Origin of the sequence: Desulfoplanes formicivorans (genome assembly GCF_001748225.1) — a bacterium.
GTDB classification, from domain to species: Bacteria; Desulfobacterota; Desulfovibrionia; order Desulfovibrionales; family Desulfomicrobiaceae; genus Desulfoplanes; species Desulfoplanes formicivorans.
Genome location: NZ_BDFE01000016.1, coordinates 68,174 through 85,184, shown reverse-complemented (window position 1 = coordinate 85,184; position 17,011 = coordinate 68,174). Strand labels below are relative to the sequence as shown.

The 17,011-nt window shown below is 52.8% G+C and carries 17 protein-coding genes and 1 riboswitch; of the genes, 10 read left to right on the top strand and 7 right to left on the bottom strand.

Going from position 1 to position 17,011, the window contains the following annotated elements:
• Positions 1 to 56: 56 nt before the first annotated feature.
• Positions 57 to 1,124, top strand: coding sequence for a GNAT family N-acetyltransferase (locus tag DPF_RS08365; protein ID WP_069859000.1), 1,068 nt, complete (start codon positions 57 to 59; stop codon positions 1,122 to 1,124).
• On the opposite strand, the gene DPF_RS08360 is transcribed toward DPF_RS08365, so the two are convergent.
• The 7 genes from DPF_RS08360 to DPF_RS08330 all read right to left on the bottom strand — a co-directional run bounded on the left by DPF_RS08360 (position 1,114) and on the right by DPF_RS08330 (position 8,084).
• Positions 1,114 to 1,938 (bottom strand): MBL fold metallo-hydrolase, encoded by an 825-nt coding sequence (locus DPF_RS08360; RefSeq protein ID WP_069858998.1) that lies wholly within the window; start codon positions 1,936 to 1,938, stop codon positions 1,114 to 1,116. The two genes, DPF_RS08365 and DPF_RS08360, sit on opposite strands and share 11 nt — an antisense overlap.
• A gap of 30 nt (positions 1,939 to 1,968) precedes the next feature.
• Positions 1,969 to 3,597, bottom strand: a complete 1,629-nt coding sequence (gene cimA, locus DPF_RS08355; protein WP_069858996.1) for a citramalate synthase — start codon at positions 3,595 to 3,597, stop codon at positions 1,969 to 1,971.
• Between the two features lie 172 nt (positions 3,598 to 3,769).
• The gene (locus tag DPF_RS08350) at positions 3,770 to 5,017 is read right to left on the bottom strand and encodes an aspartate kinase (protein ID WP_069858994.1); all 1,248 of its coding nucleotides are present in this window, start codon (positions 5,015 to 5,017) and stop codon (positions 3,770 to 3,772) included.
• Positions 5,018 to 5,208: 191 nt separating this feature from the next.
• The gene (gene tsaE, locus DPF_RS08345) at positions 5,209 to 5,676 is read right to left on the bottom strand and encodes a tRNA (adenosine(37)-N6)-threonylcarbamoyltransferase complex ATPase subunit type 1 TsaE (protein ID WP_069858992.1); all 468 of its coding nucleotides are present in this window, start codon (positions 5,674 to 5,676) and stop codon (positions 5,209 to 5,211) included.
• Positions 5,676 to 6,125 carry a CBS domain-containing protein gene (locus DPF_RS08340; protein WP_069858990.1) on the bottom strand — a complete coding sequence of 150 codons (450 nt, stop codon included), beginning with the start codon at positions 6,123 to 6,125 and terminating at the stop codon, positions 5,676 to 5,678. The genes tsaE and DPF_RS08340 overlap by 1 nt, the downstream gene beginning before the upstream one ends.
• The gene (locus DPF_RS08335) at positions 6,112 to 7,713 is read right to left on the bottom strand and encodes an NAD(P)H-hydrate dehydratase (RefSeq protein WP_231702159.1); all 1,602 of its coding nucleotides are present in this window, start codon (positions 7,711 to 7,713) and stop codon (positions 6,112 to 6,114) included. Before DPF_RS08335 ends, DPF_RS08340 begins: the two co-directional genes overlap by 14 nt.
• On the bottom strand, positions 7,710 to 8,084 hold the full coding sequence (locus DPF_RS08330) for a holo-[acyl-carrier-protein] synthase (protein WP_069858988.1): 375 nt from the start codon (positions 8,082 to 8,084) through the stop codon (positions 7,710 to 7,712). The genes DPF_RS08335 and DPF_RS08330 overlap by 4 nt, the downstream gene beginning before the upstream one ends.
• A 203-nt stretch (positions 8,085 to 8,287) precedes the next feature.
• Positions 8,288 to 8,362: riboswitch (cyclic di-GMP riboswitch) on the top strand.
• 126 nt (positions 8,363 to 8,488) lie between these two features.
• On the opposite strand from DPF_RS08330, the gene DPF_RS08325 reads away from it, so the two are divergent.
• The 9 genes from DPF_RS08325 (at position 8,489) to tsaA (ending at position 16,898) form a co-directional block, all read left to right on the top strand.
• Entirely contained in the window at positions 8,489 to 9,106 is a 618-nt protein-coding gene (locus DPF_RS08325; RefSeq protein ID WP_069858986.1) for a GspH/FimT family pseudopilin, read from the top strand.
• Between the two features lies 1 nt (position 9,107).
• Positions 9,108 to 9,689, top strand: coding sequence for a PilW family protein (locus DPF_RS08320; protein WP_069858984.1), 582 nt, complete (start codon positions 9,108 to 9,110; stop codon positions 9,687 to 9,689).
• Positions 9,686 to 10,051: a type IV pilus modification protein PilV gene (gene pilV / locus DPF_RS08315; RefSeq protein ID WP_069858982.1), complete on the top strand. Its 366-nt coding sequence runs from the start codon at positions 9,686 to 9,688 to the stop codon at positions 10,049 to 10,051. Before DPF_RS08320 ends, pilV begins: the two co-directional genes overlap by 4 nt.
• Complete coding sequence (locus DPF_RS08310) at positions 10,044 to 10,547, top strand: PilX N-terminal domain-containing pilus assembly protein (protein WP_069858980.1); 504 nt, start codon at positions 10,044 to 10,046, stop codon at positions 10,545 to 10,547. The genes pilV and DPF_RS08310 overlap by 8 nt, the downstream gene beginning before the upstream one ends.
• A 67-nt stretch (positions 10,548 to 10,614) precedes the next feature.
• Positions 10,615 to 14,721 carry a pilus assembly protein gene (locus tag DPF_RS08305; protein WP_176724212.1) on the top strand — a complete coding sequence of 1,369 codons (4,107 nt, stop codon included), beginning with the start codon at positions 10,615 to 10,617 and terminating at the stop codon, positions 14,719 to 14,721.
• Positions 14,722 to 14,865: 144 nt separating this feature from the next.
• A complete protein-coding gene (locus DPF_RS08300; RefSeq protein ID WP_069858976.1) occupies positions 14,866 to 15,159 on the top strand; it encodes a hypothetical protein in 294 nt (97 codons plus the stop codon).
• A 164-nt stretch (positions 15,160 to 15,323) separates the two neighbouring features.
• A complete protein-coding gene (locus tag DPF_RS08295) occupies positions 15,324 to 15,689 on the top strand; it encodes a septal ring lytic transglycosylase RlpA family protein (RefSeq protein WP_176724211.1) in 366 nt (121 codons plus the stop codon).
• A gap of 159 nt (positions 15,690 to 15,848) precedes the next feature.
• Positions 15,849 to 16,310 (top strand): hypothetical protein, encoded by a 462-nt coding sequence (locus DPF_RS08290; protein ID WP_069858972.1) that lies wholly within the window; start codon positions 15,849 to 15,851, stop codon positions 16,308 to 16,310.
• A gap of 195 nt (positions 16,311 to 16,505) precedes the next feature.
• Positions 16,506 to 16,898, top strand: a complete 393-nt coding sequence (tsaA, locus tag DPF_RS08285) for a tRNA (N6-threonylcarbamoyladenosine(37)-N6)-methyltransferase TrmO (RefSeq protein ID WP_069858970.1) — start codon at positions 16,506 to 16,508, stop codon at positions 16,896 to 16,898.
• Positions 16,899 to 17,011 lie beyond the last annotated feature (113 nt).

Here is a 17,011-nt window from a genome sequence, read left to right as displayed (position 1 = left end):
AAATCCTTTGTTTGTCCCTTCTGTCCATCTTGCCACCCAGAATAAGGAGGTCATCCTTGCGCGTTCAACTTTTGCAACGGCTTGCTGCTGATCCCGGGGTATACACGCCCGGTCTTGCCACTCGTATTTGTCCCTTTGCCCCTGACCATGCAACCGGCATAGCCCGGCTCACGTATGCTCTTTACGGCGAAACCTACCCGGTGGATATCTGGTATGATCCCGATGAACTTTGCGCCCGTCATGCAAGTGGAGAGGTTCATACCCTGGTATGCCTGACTTCCGATGATACGGTGGTGGGTGTTCATGCCATGTTTCAGAGCAGTGCCCCTCATCCGGGCATGAAGGAACTGGGCATGATGATGGTGGCTCCTGCCTATCGCAAGCGCGGGATCGCTTCGGACCTGGTCAAAGCAACCATGACCTATTTTGACGAAACACCTTCACTGCATGCCCTGTACGGCGAGGCCGTGTGCAATCATCTCATTTCCCAGAAAATGGCTGAGAGTTTTCACTTCCCCTATACAGGGCTGGAAGTTGCGCTCATGCCGGTAAATGAGGGCAGATCAGAAGACGTTGGTTCACGGGAAAGGACGGCGTGTCTTTTTTTCTCCATCATCAAGGAGGACGGGGGACAGACGCTTTTTATCCCCCCGGTTTATGAAGAGATGATCAAAAAACTGTACGCCGGAGTTCCGGTCAGTCGGCGTTTCAAGGCGGACGGTCAGGAGGAAGGAAGCGGTTCGACGGAAATGCGGGTGGAACGGTTCGAGGCTCCCTCCATCAGACGTATTCATCTGTCCCATGTGGGCGGGGATGGAGTGGAGGTTCTGGATGGGGAACTGGAAGATGATTCTTTTGAGGTGAACCAGGTGTTCATTTCCCTGGCATCACCGGGAGCGGGGTTGATCTGTTCCGGGCTCAGACGACGCGGGTTCTACTTCGGAGCGGTTCTTCCCGGATGGTTTGGTGTCGATGCCATGATGATGCAGAAGACACCGAATCATTTCAGTCAGATACAGATTCTTTCGGAAAAAACCCGGGAGCTCTGCAATGCGATCGAACGTGATCGCAGAGAGGTCATGGCGCTGTGTTCGCAGGTCGAAGACCCTGCTGTTACAATTTGACGAACAGGCCCGAACCCATGGGGTGGACGATGTCAGGCAGGGATTTTTGGAGGCTGGGCAGAGCCGTTTCTCCCGTGCAGTGGCCAGCAAATACGGACTCGAAGCCGAAACGCTTGATGGTTCTGCAGGTTTCTTCGATGGCCTCGTCTGACGCCCTGCCCAGATGGAGTCCGCCGATGAGACTGTGGAAACGATCGATGCCGTGACATTCGGCTATATGTTCGCAAGTGTTGGCCAGGCCGCTGTGGCAGCATCCGAGAACGAGAATCGGTCCATTGGGCGATTCAAGAACCAGGCAGGCATCGTCGGGGATGGTATCGGGTTGGGTGGCTTCTTGATCCAGGTAAAATCCCTGGATAGGTTCGTAATGTCCCGGTTGTCTGGTGATGTTGGTGTACATGGTCAGACCCGGGGCAAGTTCCATACGGTTTTCAACGGAAATGAACTGTTTGGTAAGTCTGCGGGGAGCATTGGTGCGCAGTCCGATGGCGCGTGGGGGAGTCTCCCCATGAGAGGCAAAGCGCCGGGCAAAGATCATGGGATGGCCGTAAATGGGCCCCTGGAAATCAGCCTGTTCCCACAGCCGATTCAGACCGCCGGTATGATCGTAGTGACCATGACTCAGGACCACTCCTGTGGCACGTCCCGGATGAATGCCCATGGCCATGGCGTTGCCCATAAACAAACCGGTCTGACCGGTATCCCAGATCCACAGTTCTCCGGAATCAAGAATAATCCCCATGCTCAGCCCGTGTTCGCAGGCCAGATGGGGATTCATGGTCATGTTGTCGATGAAGACGGCTATCTGTGGCATAGGCTCTGCCTGTTTTCATACCGACTTGGACTATTGATCCCTGTCACGAAGAGCTCTGGTCAGTTTTGCCTGGTCATCCTTGAACAGCTTGTAATTGATGGAATCTTCCAGGGCCTGTCGGCTGGCTTCGAGAATGTTGTAATGCACACCCACGGTGACCCATTGGGTATGCTGATCGCGGGATTCGATAAGTACGCGAACCTGTGATGCCGTGCCGGCAAATTGACCGTCGTCGTTTTTCAGGTCCCAGAGGACGCGGACTTTGAAATCCACCAGATGCATGGTGGCGATATTGGGATAAAATCGCTGCAAGGCCTTGCGCAGGGCATTGTCCAGGGCGTTGACCGGGCCCATGCCCGTTGCTGCAGTATGCTCGACCATTCCCCCCACCTTGACCATGACGGTTGCCTCGGTAAAGGGGTCGTCGTCCTCGCTTCGCTGGGTATCAAAGACCCTGAAGGCAATGATCTTGAAGTAATCCCGTGATCTCCCCATGACCCGATTGAGCAGAAGCTCGAAAGACGCCTCGGCAGCGGAAAACTCATACCCCCTGTTTTCCCGGTGCTTGAGCTCTGAAAGGAGTTCCAGAACAAAGGGGTCGTTTTTGTCCAGATCAAATCCGTACCGTTTGGCCTTGAACAAAATGTTGCTCTGGCCGGCAAGGTCCGAGAGGAGGATGCGCTGTTTGTTGCCCACCAGAGCCGGCGGAATATGTTCATAGGTCTTAGGGTTCTTCTGCACCGCACTCACATGCACACCGCCCTTGTGGGCAAAGGCAGACTTGCCCACAAAGGGCTGTCGGTGGAAAGAGCGGACATTGGCGATTTCCGAGACCACATGGGAAACATTGGTCAGTTTGGCCATGCACCCCTGGGGCAGACAGGGGATATCCATCTTGATTTCCAGATTGGGGATGATGGAGCAGAGATTGGCATTGCCGCACCGCTCCCCGTATCCATTGATGGTCCCCTGAATATGCCTGACTCCGTTTTGCACTGCCTGAAGGGAATTGGCCACGGCCAGTTCCCCGTCATTGTGGGCGTGGATGCCGAGGACGGTGTGGGGAAAGGCCTTGCGGACCTGGGCCACGATGTCTCCCACCTCATGGGGCAGGGTCCCTCCGTTGGTGTCGCAAAGGATGATACTGTCCGCGCCTGCTTGCACGGCCCGATCCAGACAGGCCATGGCAAATTCCCTGTTGGCCTTGAACCCGTCGAAAAAATGTTCAGCGTCAAAAAAAAGCTCGGCCACCTGGGGACGGAGAAAGGCCAGGGAATTGTGGATGATTTCCAGGTTGCGATCCAGGGTGGTTCGCAGGGCTTCCTGCACATGAATGTCCCAGGTTTTGCCAAAGATGGTGATGACCTCGGTGCGGGCCGCAATCAGGGACTGGAGATTTTTGTCGGTTTCAGGTGACGAATTGGCCAGGTGCGTGCTGCCAAAGGCGGCCACCTTGGAGGTTTTCAGCTCGTAGTTCTTGATCTCCTTGAAAAAGCTCATGTCCGTTGGATTGGACCCCGGCCAACCGCCTTCAATGTAGCCGATGCCCAGATCATCGAGCTTGCAGGCGATCCTGATCTTGTCCGCTGTTGACAGGTGGATTTCCTCGGATTGGCTGCCGTCGCGCAGGGTGGTGTCGTAGATGGCTATGTTGTGCATGGTCGTATGGGATCCGGTTATGGGGTTGGGGATCATGAGAGGAAAACAGCGAACACGGGACAGGAGGCATTATCGTTAACCCGGGCGTGATCCGGGATTTTCCGATATGTGGCTGGTGCGGCTGGTCATCCTTGTACAAAACAGGATAACCAACCGGCTTTGGGTGAAAGGTTCAGGCCAGGGACTGTTCGCATGCAGGGGATTTTTCCTTGTCCAGGCCGAATGCCTCGTGCAGGGAGCGAATGGCCAGTTCGGTGTATTTTTCCTTGACCAGGCAGGAAATCTTGATCTCCGATGTGCTGATCATCAGGATGTTGATATTTTCCTTCTTGAGGGTGGCAAAGGCGATGGAGGCAATGCCCGCATGGGTGCGCATGCCCACGCCGATGACCGATATCTTGCATACGTTGTCGTCATGAAAGATGTCCTGGGCACCGATTTCGTCTTTGATGCGGTCAATGATGGCCAAGGTGTCCCTGACACTGCCCCTGGGGACCGTGAAGGTCAGATCGGTCCGATTATCCTTGCTCGGATTCTGGACGATCATATCCACAACAATGTTGGCTGCGGCAATGGGTTCGAAAATGCGGGCCGAAACACCGGGTTCGTCCTTGACCCCCACGAGTGTGATTCTGGCCTGATCCTTGTCATAGGCAATGCCTGAAACCAGGGCTGCTTCCATGGAATTTTCCTCCTGTGTGACAATGGTCCCGGGCTCGTTGGAAAAGGTGGAACGAACATGGATGGGGACGTTGTACTTCTTGGCGAACTCGACTGACCGGATCTGGAGCACCTTGGCTCCCATGCTGGCCATTTCAAGCATTTCTTCATAGTCGATGGTGTCGATTTTGCGGGCCTTGGAACAGATGTTGGGATCCGTGGTGTATACCCCGTCCACATCCGTATAGATTTCGCAAACACTGGCGTTGACAGCTGCTGCCAATGCCACGGCGCTTGTATCTGATCCCCCCCGGCCCAGGGTGGTGATGCGGCGGGTACAGTCGCATCCTTGGAATCCGGCGACCACCAGGACGTCATACCGTTTCAGAAGATCAAATATGGCGTTCTGATCGATATCCAGAATGCGGGCCGAACCATAGGTGGGATCCGTGCGGATGGGCAGTTGGTACCCGAGGCAGGAACGGGCCTTGATGCCGATTTCTTTGAGGAGCATGGTAAAAAGGGCCACGGATTGCTGTTCGCCTGTGGCAACCAGAACATCAAGTTCAGCCCGGTCGGGTTGTTCCGTCCATGAATGGGCCGTTTCGAGCAGGGAATTGGTGACTCCGTGCATGGCCGAAAGAACCACGATGACCTTGTAGCCGTTGTCCAGCCCGCCAAGGACCTTTTCCCTGACCTTGAGCATGCATTCGTGGCCGTCAACCGAGGTACCGCCGAATTTTTGGACCAAAATGCGCATGAATTCCTCGAAGATACGTTGCAGATGGGTGGTTGAAAAAAGATGTCCCTGTGGGTTGCAAGGTCACCTTTCAAAGAGATGCACTCATTGGCATCCGTCCGGCAGGGTTCATGCCGTTTTTGCCTGATATTGCAGACAGTTTAGAAAACAGTGATAGCCCTGTACATGGATAAGCGGTGGGCGGCAGGAAATCAACAGGTGGCCAGACATGCCAGAAGTTGGTCGCCCAAAGCGCCCTGGGAGCTGAGGACAAGCTTTCGAGCCGTGTCCTCAACTGTCCATTGAATCAAAAGGTGATTGTCCGGCCAGAGGGGTTCGGGCAGGTAATCAATCCATTCGGCAATGCACAGGTGTTGGGTGTTGTAGAGGTACTCCTCCATGGTGCCGTCAAGCCCCAGCCCCTCGGTCCGGTAGAAATCAAAATGCACGGTTTCCGGTCGTGTGGGGTAGATATTCATGACCGTGAAGCTGGGACTGCTCACCTCTGCCTGCTCACCTCCTGGCAGCAGGGGAACCAGCATGCTGGTCAGGGTTGTTTTGCCCGAGCCCAGATCGCCCTGCTGGAGAATGGCCGCAAAGGCATTCTGTTTCAGGATGCAGGTAGCCAGCTTGCGTGCCAACCGCCGTGTGTCCTCAAGGGAGGCGAGCAGGATTTCCATTAGCTGACAACGGTTTTCAAAATATCCTTCATGCCGACCATGCCCACGAGTTTGTCCCCGTCCATGACAGGCAGGGAGTGGAACTTGCGGTCAACCATGAGGCCGGCAATTTCGTCCACTGGGGTCTCGACCTTCACGGTCACGGGGGAGGGCGTCATGGCGTCCGCAACAGTGGAGGCAAAGATTTTCTGGATTTCCTTTTCCATTGTCGACATGGAGCTTAGGGGAAGAAAGCCATCCAGAAAGGTGAACACCGACGGCAGGGGAAATTTCTTTTGCAGGGAAACCAGATCGCTCTGGCACAGAATTCCCACAAGGTGGCCGTCCTGATCAATGACAGGAAGTCCGTTGATATCGTTTTGCAGCAGCATGGCAGCTGCCTGGGCAATGTCGGTTTCCGGAGTTACAGTCAGGGGTTGGGGGGTCATGATATCTTTAGCAGTGAGCATCGTTCCACTCCTTGATGGCCAAAGGCAATGTATGGGCGATTTCCTGGGGCATGTTCCCCCGCAAGGGATATTCCCGGGCCAGAACACGACCGCAAAGGCCGTGCCAGTAGACGCCGATCTGGGCCGCCATGAGGGTTGGCACGCCCCGGGCCATGATTGCGGCAATAATGCCCGAGAGGACATCGCCCGATCCTCCCAGGGCAAGATTGGGCGTGGCAAAAGGTGAAATGTACACGGGATCCTCGCCGTCGGATATGATGGTGGCGGCCCCCTTAAGCAGGATGTTCACCTTGAATTCCTGGGTGAATTTTCTGACATAGGCGGCCCTGTCGGCGTTGATGTCGCGGGAGGTGACATTGAAAAAACGGGCCATTTCCCCTGGATGCGGGGTGACAATGGATGTTTTGGGGACCTTGGCCATCACCTGTTTGTCTTGGGCAAGAAAGTAGAGGGCATCGGCGTCCAGCAGGGTATTGGGATGGGGGTTGTCCAGATAACGGGTGAGAAAGGCAAGGGCTCCGGGAGTTCTTCCCAGGCCGGGACCCAGAACCACGGCATCAAATCGAGACAGATGGTCTTCAAGTTCCCGGGCGCATGAGGCATCCCAGTCGTCGCCTGTACCCAGGGGCAGGCCCATGATGTCCGGCCAGTCATGCTTGATTTCATGGACAAGCTGTTTGGGACTGCCAATGGTCACCAGTCCGGCGCCGCTGCGTATGGCGCCCAGGGCGCTGAGCATGGGCGCGCCGGTCAGAGCCGGGGAACCTCCCAGAATGAGCACATGACCTGCTTCGCCCTTGTGCATGGTGGCATGGGGCTTGGGCAGGTAGTGGAGAATGTCTTCGGTCAGGGCCACGTGCTTGGCCGGATGCTGTTGGCGGATGATTTTGGGTATCCCGATTTTCTTGATTTCAAGCTTGCCGATGAATTCTTTGGCAGGGGGAAGAAAAAGGCCCAGCTTGGCGGCTTCAAAGGTGACCGTGACATGGGCATTGACCGCAATGGGCGAGGGTATGCCTGTGGTGCCGTTAACACCCGAAGGGATGTCCAGGGAAAGGACAAAGCTGTTTTTGCCAAGTTTGTTGATAGCCTTGATCCAGGTCTGGAATTCTTGGCGCAAAGGGCCCTGAAAGCCTGTTCCCAAAAGGCCGTCAACAACAATGTCGATTTTTCGCAAGAAGTCCAGATGGTAATCCGGAAGATACAGGCAGGGAATGTCCAGGCGCAGGGCCAGATCCATGTGGTAGGCACTGTCTCCGGAATACTTGTCCCGGTCCTTGGTATGCAGGATCATCACCTTGACCCCGTGATTCCAGAGCTGTCTGGCCAGGGCAAAGGCATCACCTCCATTGTTGCCGGAACCGGCAAAGACCACAGCGCTGCGGCCCTTGAGACTCCCGAAATTTTTGGACAGAACGTGGTAGGCCTCACGACTGGCGTTTTCCATGAGAATAGCACCGGACGGTCCATAGGTATCCATGCATACCTTGTCCCAATGAGCCATTTCTTCGGGGGTTGGAAGAGGGGCGTACACGGTGGACAGGTCGTCAGAGGAATGGGTGGCGGGACACAAACGAGATTTTGTCATTTTCCCTCCAAAATGACCATGGCCGAAGCAATATCACGACCATGTGTTATACTGATATGAATACCATGAACATCAAGAGACGTGCTTCTTGCCAGCGCCGGACCGTGCAACACGATGGTCGGTTGTCCGGAGTCCAGTGAAACGACATCTATGTGTTGAAACCAAATGCCCTGGGAGAAGCCGGTTCCAAGGGCCTTGACGCAGGCTTCCTTGGCAGCGAATCGGCCTGCCACATACGCAGTGGGGTGATTTGGCAGGTGGTCCCGTTCCTGCCGGGTCAGAACTTTTTCCAGAAAACGATTGCCGAATCTGCGGATACTTGATGCGATTCGGTCCATTTCGACAACGTCGGTACCTATTCCGATGATCAAGGAGGCCTCGCTGCATGTGTGGGATGCGTTTCACTACTGCGCAGTATACAAAACTTTGTTTACTTGGGGTTGTCGTGAGGCGAAAGTCAACCCATGGGAAAAGAATCACGAGCTTTTCATGCCTTCCGGCGTCAGACTTTTCCTCTGAAATCTGATTGACGGAACCATTTTTTTCATTCAATATTCCCAAGTATATAATCATTCGCGAACAATGCCAAACCTGTCGCGAGGCAGGGACGGAAAGCCATGGGTCTCACGGAGATCGCCAGGTTGCCGGATATGAGTTTGTCTTCCTGCCGCATTTTCTTCTGTCACGCATTTTTCCGAGCTTTTTCCCTCTTCCTGCTGACTTTCCGTCCAACCATGGTGTTCGTTACGCCGCAGGCATTGCAAGGATGTGAGAGATGTCCGATTCATGGATTCGTGTTCCAAAGGCCAGACTAGGCACTTGGGGGCATCATATTGATGCTGCCGGGTATTGTACCTGGTGGGGTTTCTCACTGATTGAGTTGCTTGTTGTCCTGGCCATTCTGGGGTTTCTTCTCGCCTGGGGCGGTGTCTACCTGGTCGTCAATCTGGATAACTACAGGATCAATGCGGCTACTCGTGATTTGATCGGCACTTTACACAAGTCACGCATGACGGCTATTCGGAACAATGCCGAAACCGCTGTTTTTTTTGATCCTGTCAACGGGACCTACAGCCTGTGTACGGCCAATGGCGACGGAGAATGGTCTACCAGAGGTGACAATACCTGCCCCCAGATCGTGCGTTTGGCTTCCTATGCCAGCGGCATCAGGTACGGGCATGGCAAGGCGACGGAGGCCATTGGCGAGAGCTTTGGAGCCGACGAAATCTCCTATACAGCCAACCGGGTTGTTTTTACTTCCAGAGGCACTGCCAGGCATGCCGGGTATGCCTACATTACCAATGATGCGGGCCAGGCCCGTGCCGTTGGGACCCTAACAATCGGCACCATTCTGGCCAAACGGTGGAATGGTACCAGGTGGGAAGCGTACTGATATGACCGTATTACGCCCACGACAGGGATTCACCCTTGTGGAGTTGCTGGTGGCCATGGTGGCCGGGATACTCCTTCTTGGCGCCATGTATGTCCTGTTTCGTTCCAGCAGCGAGATATTCACTTCTCAGGAACAAATAGTCCACTTGCGGCAAGATATCAGGGCTTCCCTGGCCTTGGTGACTAGGCATCTGCGTATGGCAGGACTTGATCCCAGCAGGAACGCTTCATGCGCAGGCATTACACGAGCCAACGCTACCTCCCTGCACCTGCAATATGATCAGGAAGGGGACGGTATGTGCGAGAATGATCTGGACTTCAAGTATGTTGCTGCCGAGGGGGCCCTCAAGGTTCAGTTGTCCGATGCAGGTGGCTATCAACCTGTTGTTTATGATATTGCTTCGTGTGAGTTTGTATATGGTATGAGCAATGGAACCTTGACTACAAGTCCCTGGGACACAGACGATATCAGAATGGTAAGCATTCAGCTCTGTGGCCGGATTTCGGGTCCCTATGCGCAAAAATATGATGCCCCGCGTTGTCTGAACGCTACGGTACGATGCAGGAATCTGGGACTGGAATGAACACTTCGCATGCTGCCACAGGATTCACCCTTATTGAGGTGTTGATGGCCCTACTCATCCTGACCATTGGGGTGATGGGGTTTTCTACCCTTCAGGGGCGCAATGCCACGGGGAATGCCCAATCCCAAACCATTTCCCTGGCAACCATGCTTGCCAATACTGAATTGGAAAAGATGATAAACACGCCCTATGACGAATGCCAGGACTATAATGCATCGGTTATCATGAACAACAAAACATACGATATAACATGTTCTGTCAACGAAAACGCAACACTCAAGCATAAGGAAGTACAGATTGTCGTATCTGTTGATGGGATGAACTCGACTTTTTCTTATATAAAAACTTCAAATTATGAATAATTCAAATTTCCTGTACCATAATGACGGATCTATTCTGGTCACCATTCTTGTCGTTCTTGTGGTGATGACAGTCATGGGAATGGTGGCCACCAATACAACGCTCACTGAATTGATGATTGCTTCCAATGATCGTGACTATCAGCAGGATTTTTTCGTCGCCGATGGTGGACTGAATGCAGAGTCCTCGTTGGTTTTTTCCTATCCGGTTGTGTTGACCAAGGCCGAACAGAAAAATCATGAACCATATTATATTGTTAAAAGCATGGATGGTGGATTCCCTGAAGATAATAGTACAGACACTATTCCAATGAATGCAACGGCTCATTACGTCGGCAATCACGAATATAAATACGCTGTCAAGTTTATCACCAGAAAGCAGGCCATTATCAAAGGTGAAGGCGCACGAACGGTTGATATCATTTTCAATCAAATCGAGGCCAAGAGGTCCGGCAGTGCAAGTCTCATGTGTCAGGTGTACAGACGGGTGGCCAATTAGGGGTGGAAGGAGGTGGGACATGTCAGGTGCACGACAACTGATCTGGTTCATATGCTTGGTGGTTGGTATGCTTTGTCTTCCAGGCCCGGCATTATCCGAAGACATTGACGCCTTTGCTCCGTCCGTCAAAAGCAATGCCATGCTGGCTATTGATACCTCGGGAAGCATGGAGTGGCCGGTGTACAATCATAATATCGATTATGAGGCGTTTTTTACCTGGGCCGTGGCTAACGGGTATGCGTCTGATGACAACGATTTGGGTGTTGCCTACAACAATCTTCCCTGGGAAAAGAACAAAATCTATCTTGTCAGCGCCTACATCGGGTACAGCGAAATCACGGACCCCCAAGGGACAACCCATGCTGTTATTGGCGATCCCATGTATGAAGGTTCATCCCTGCGTCAGAAATGGGTTACTGGGGGGGTTATTGATACGGGATGGCAGATAACCGACTGGGATGATGTCACTAGGAATACCATTGCCACAAACGAGGACGGGTATGTGGTCTACCCGGAGTTGATCGATACCTACCCTTTGGGTCGCACGGACTATGATGTTGCTTATGTTTCGGACGAAATTGCCGGGCATACCCTGTTCAATTATCAGAATATATTGGTGACGGATCAGCGTACGGACCCCAGAACCAATATTGCCAAGGATTATGGATTTGTCGGGTATCTCAAGTCTGCTGGTTTGTATTTTTCCGGATTGTTTGAGACAGGTAGCCCCCCGTTTCGGCTGACAAACGATCCTGATAACGCCTCAACTACAACGAACGGTAAGCAGCGTGTTTACGCCTTTGTCACGGGCAATTTTCTGAGCTTTATCAAACTGATCGAGGATATGGAGGATGAAGGGGCGTGCAATCTTTCGGGAGAGGGCTGGGAAAATCTGTGCTACCAGCCTTCGTCCGCCCAGTGGACCATTACGGATGTGGGACCTGTTAGCAATAAGCAGTATCCTAGCGATTACAGCTCGAACCGTAATGAAGAGCACTTCCTCATCGATTTGAATCAATTTGCCGGTGTCACACGGGTTGCCTTCTATTTCGAGACCCTAGACATAGAAAACAACAGCGGGGATGGAGGGTGCTGGTGTGGGTATTCGACCGGGTCCAACAATGACGGGGTCTCGCTGGTCACCCAATCGGGACGTGTTCTCAAACAGTCATCCCGTCAGCTTCCGGAGACCGATGACGGCAAATTGTACGGATGCGATGAGCGGGGGTGGACCGGCTATTATGATGTTTCCGACCAGGACAGAATTTACGCTAAGTTTTATGTTGGTCCAAAGGGTGGCGATAATTGCAATGGCTATGATAGTGGGTTCAGGATCACCAGAATGAAGTGGATCACTGCCTCTGGTGATGCAGAGCCCACGGCTTCAGGAACCTTTTCCTGTTGCAATGGCGATGACGGTGTGGGCCAGAAGATCTTTTCCCGTTTGGAAGTGGTGCAGCAGGCCATGGATCAGGTGGTTGAAGACACCGCAGACTCCATCAATTGGGGAGTGCTGCAGTGGAGCGGTCAAAGCATTTCAGGTGAGGCCCAGCTGGGTTCTTCCGTGCCCACCATCCAGTCGGCCATGGATAATCTGTCTGCCTATGGGGGAACACCCATGGGCGAGGGCATGCAGGAGGCCTATGACTACAGTTATGATTATCTTGCCGCCAACACGGATCTTTCCCTGTGCAGCCAAAATTATCTGCTGGTTCTGACCGACGGGTTTCCTTCGGGTGATGATTCCTGGAGACGGATTTCCAAGGATGACGATGATCCTGATTTCAGTGATCCCGCCTACCATGATGATGACAACTGGGGAGGGGACCCGACTCAGAATGCGGGAGATGTGCCCAATTATTCCGATGATGTTGCCCGTTGGCTGGCCACCAGCCCCGAGGCCGACTATCATTTCACCACCCATACCATTGGATTTGGTCTTGAAAATCCCCTGCTCCAGGACATTGCCGATGAAAGTGGCGGGCTGCATCTGACCGCCTATGATCAGGAACAGCTGGTCAATGCCTTTTACAGCCTTGGCCTGGCCATGACCGATGCTGTTTCCTTCACGGCTCCGGCCATTTCCGTGGACCAAGCCAACCGTGCCCAATCGGGCAACGAATTGTACATGGCCTTTTTCAAACCAGTGACCAACGGTTATTGGCAGGGTAATCTCAAACGGTATTATCTCAAATGGTATACCAATGGAACCGAAGAGATACTGGATGCGGGCAATGCAACGGCAACGACTTCAGACGGGCTTTTCAAGGATTCGGCCACTTCCTATTGGTCCACCACCCAGGATGGTGGACAGGTGGACAAGGGGGGAGCGGGCGCCCTCTTGAAGACCCAGGCCGATGCCTCCTATACTCAGAAAAAGTATTACCAACGGGTGGTCAAAACCTGGAAAAATGATCAGATGGTCGATTTTACTCCCGTCACCATGAATGCAACGGATTTCGGGGTGGAACAGGATAGTGATGCTCACGCCATCATCAATTACATGCACGGGTATGCCTATGACGCGGATGCCGACGGCAAACCCGTGGGTGTCCGGTCCTGGGTCATGGGAGATATCATCCATTCCGAGCCTTTGGTTCTGGACTATGTGGGCAGTACCAATGCGCGTAACCTGACTCATCGCTATGTTGTTGTAGGAGCTAATGATGGCATGCTGCATGTTTTTGATAGTGAGACCGGGGGGGAGAAGCTCGCCTTTGTGCCTCCTGATTTGTGGACCAAACTATCGGATTATTCCGATGCGTCCCAGCATGTTTACGGAGTTGACGGATATCTGAGCACGTACCAGACAGGCAGAAACCCGGAGTTGCTCATTTTCGGGGAACGAAGAGGCGGATCGCATTATTGGGCATTGGATTGCACCAGCAGCGATCCTGCCCAATGGACAGTTGCCTGGCATATCGCTCCCACAGGTGCTTTTGCCGAAATGGGTCAATCATGGTCGGAAATGGTTATTGCCACGGATGTACCCGTTGGAACGGGTGCGGACAGCCTTATGGATCTTGGCATATTTTGCGGCGGATATGATCCGGCGGAAGATGAGTACAATGGGACATTGCCTGCTGCAGATACACAGGGTCGTGGCATTTTTGTCGTCAATGTGCATGACGGTTCCCCTGTTTTCCGGGTGACCCATGGAGCAAGCAACTCCACGAGCAGCAACAGCACCCTTACTTCGATCACGCGAACCGACATGGATTTCTGTTTTCCGGGTTCTTCAACGGTCATTACCGATCCCCAGGCAAGTGATGGTCAGCATCTTGTCATTTATGCCATTGATATTGCCAGCCGGGTCTGGAAAGTCGCCCACAATGGTACTGCGTGGTCAGTGTCCATGCTCTTTGAGGCCAATGGACCGCAAATGGCGGGGGGAGCTTCGGCCTTGAGTGGATTTGTGGACAAGCTGGATGGAACGCGGGACTATAATGCCCAGGACAAGTTTCGCAAATGTTTTGCAACGCCCGAAGTTTCCTATGCAGGAGATTGTTCCACTGATCGCCCGGTGATTTATTTTGGAACGGGGGACAAGGCCCAGCCCAAGTCCAGTGCAGTGAGCAACCGGTTTTATGCGGTTTTTGACATGAGCCACAATGCATCCCTGATTCCTCTGGATGAAACTGATCTGCTCAATATCACCTGTGATGAACTGGACAGCAATGGAACCCTGACGGAAGATGAAAAGCTCGACCTCAAGGGGATACTGGGTGATGATTATGACACCCAGGCCCAGGGCTGGTATATTGTTTTGGATGGGCAAGATGATTGCCCCATGTATTATGGAAGTATGAGCCATGATGGTGAGAAAATCACCAATGCTGCCAGATTGTTCAACAAGAAAATCTACTTCAATTCATACATTCCAACGGTTGACGACCCGTGCAATCCCAAAGGCATCGCTCTGTTTTATGCCCTGGGATATTGTTATGGAGACGCTGCCTTTGATCTGGATCCGAATAATGCCGGAAAAACCATTACGGATCGATATTTCAGCGTGAAAGAGAGCACGCCACCTTCGTCCATCAATCTCATATCCGGTCCTGGGGGCGGCGTCATTCTCAAAGCTAGCGCCGGCAGCAAGATCATCAACAGGTATCTTGAGTCGGATTTGGGAACCCATCTTTACTGGTGGAAATATGCCGATGAAGATGAGTAGATGGAGCAAATTCTAGACGTCTCTTTGGTCGATCTCCAAACAGGGGCGCCTATCAGCTGATTTGACGGGAAAGGGAATAACTTGCAATCTAAACAAGCCCATCCGTTTTTCGGGTGCGGCATACCTCAAAAGAGGTTGTGGGATATGAAAAAAGCTGTTTGGTGCCTGGTTGTGTTACTCGTGGTGATGACTCCTCTGGTTTGGGCGGATGGCTTGCAAGTGGTAATAGGTGTTATCCAGGAAAAGGAAAACAATGCCATAACCGTAAATGGTCATATCTATTATCCCGTGAATGAAAACATGACCCTTGAGGAGTTTTCGGTTGGAGACAAGGTCAAGATCCTTTACGGATCCAACCCCAGTGGGCAACGGTATTATCATGCCATTGTCAAACCCGAAGAAAGTTTACCCACCATGGAAGTAGTCCCTCCGGCATGAGTTTGCCTTGGTGCTGCGTACAATAAAAAAAAGTGGTATTGGTTCAATGTATGAAAATGAGGTAAGATGAAGTGAAGTACGATTGTGCAATTGTCTGGACATTGGTCTTCATGGTGTTTGGAAGTTGTCTTGCTTGTGCCAAAAAAAGTATTGAGCCTGATCCCGTGCCGCCTTACAAAGATTCTTATTCCGTGTATGGCAAAAAGTATCATCCACAGGATGAAGCCTATGGATACAGGGAGCGGGGGCTGGCTTCCTGGACCGGGAAAAGCGCCCAGGGACGGATGACGGCTTCGGGCGAACCGTATGATTATCGGGCCTTGACCTGTGCGCACAAGACCCTGCCTTTTGACACCATCCTGCGGGTGACCAATATTGCCAACGATCGGGTTGTTCTGGTGCGGGTCAATGACCGGGGACCATTCAAGCATGGAAAGGGAAGGATCATTGATCTTTCCTGGGCAGCGGCCAAAAAGCTGGACATGCTTGATCAGGGGGTTACCAGGGTTTGGGTGGAGGCTTTACAGTAAATGATACCGTTTCCAGCTGTCTGTGACCAATGTGGCCGATCCTTTATTGATGGTTTTGGCGGGACCCTTGAGGGGCGAATATGTCTTGCTGGGCAGAGTCGTCCAGGTTGTCCGACCTGCGGGGGTAACATTTCCCTTCCCAATGGACGTTATGGTTTTTTGGGTCATATCATTCGATTGTTGTCCCGTCCCGAGATTCATGAGGCAGATCTCAACAGCCTGGATCAGCTCATGACCCGGCTGGAACAGGGCCGGATTTCCCTTGCCGAGTGCAGGGAAGTTATTGTGTCGGATCATGAGAAGTTTCGGTTTGTGGCACAGATTTGTGCCTGGTATGCCCAAAGTCCCGGCCCAAGTATTCGCGCCCTGGGAGGACTCTTTCGGGACATGATCGCAGCGGTTCGGGCCTATCTGCCAGGCAGGGAGGGCAATTATACCTCCTTTGAACACGCAGCCAATGAGCATTGTCTGTTGGCATGGGATACCAGATCCCCGGAATACAAGACGCACCTTGAGCATCTGGTGCTGGCTCCCCCTGACAACCAGCCGTCAGAAGCAGGCCGTTTCAGGATGCGCCAACTCAAGAAGGCCCGTCAGCGTCTCAAACGCAAATTGAGATGAGGGAGCAGTAGCGGGACACAGATAAGTCCTTGCAGGTGTCGGAATATTGTGAGGGTTGTGCACCTTTGCCGTTGCAACGATTTCAAGATGTGTATTGCCCTTGCGCATCCAGTCCGGATTGACTCTGCCTTCTGATGATGCGCGTGCCATTTCCCAAAGGCAGGCTCAACATGGCACAAATACCAGGAGATGTTCATGTCCGTTGTTTTCAAACCCATAGGGTATGTACGAACAACCGCCACCACGCTTCCACGCCATTGGTCTGTATCGGACGTGGAAGGGGAATTGGTTCTTGAAGAATCGTATACCCTGGGGCTTCAAGGTATTCAGGAAGGTAGCAGAATCGTGGTTTTGTTTCATTTTCACGAGAGTACGCCTTTTTCCCCGGATTCTCTGCTGCAGCGTCCTCCCCATGCCCATGGCCGGAAAAAAGGGGTTTTTGCCACCTGTTCTCCCCACCGACCCAATGCCATTGGTCTGTCCGTGGTCACGGTTCTTCACATCAACGGGAATGTTATTGGGGTCAAGGGCATTGATATGCGCAACAAGACTCCCATATTGGATATCAAACCGGATATTGATGCTTAGTTGTCTGTTTCTGACTGACTCCAGGATGGGATCATACTCTTTGGGGATCTTGCCGATGGTGATCAGGTCAGGTTACCCCCTGTCCCGTAGTCTCCCCTGATGTTGCTGCTTGA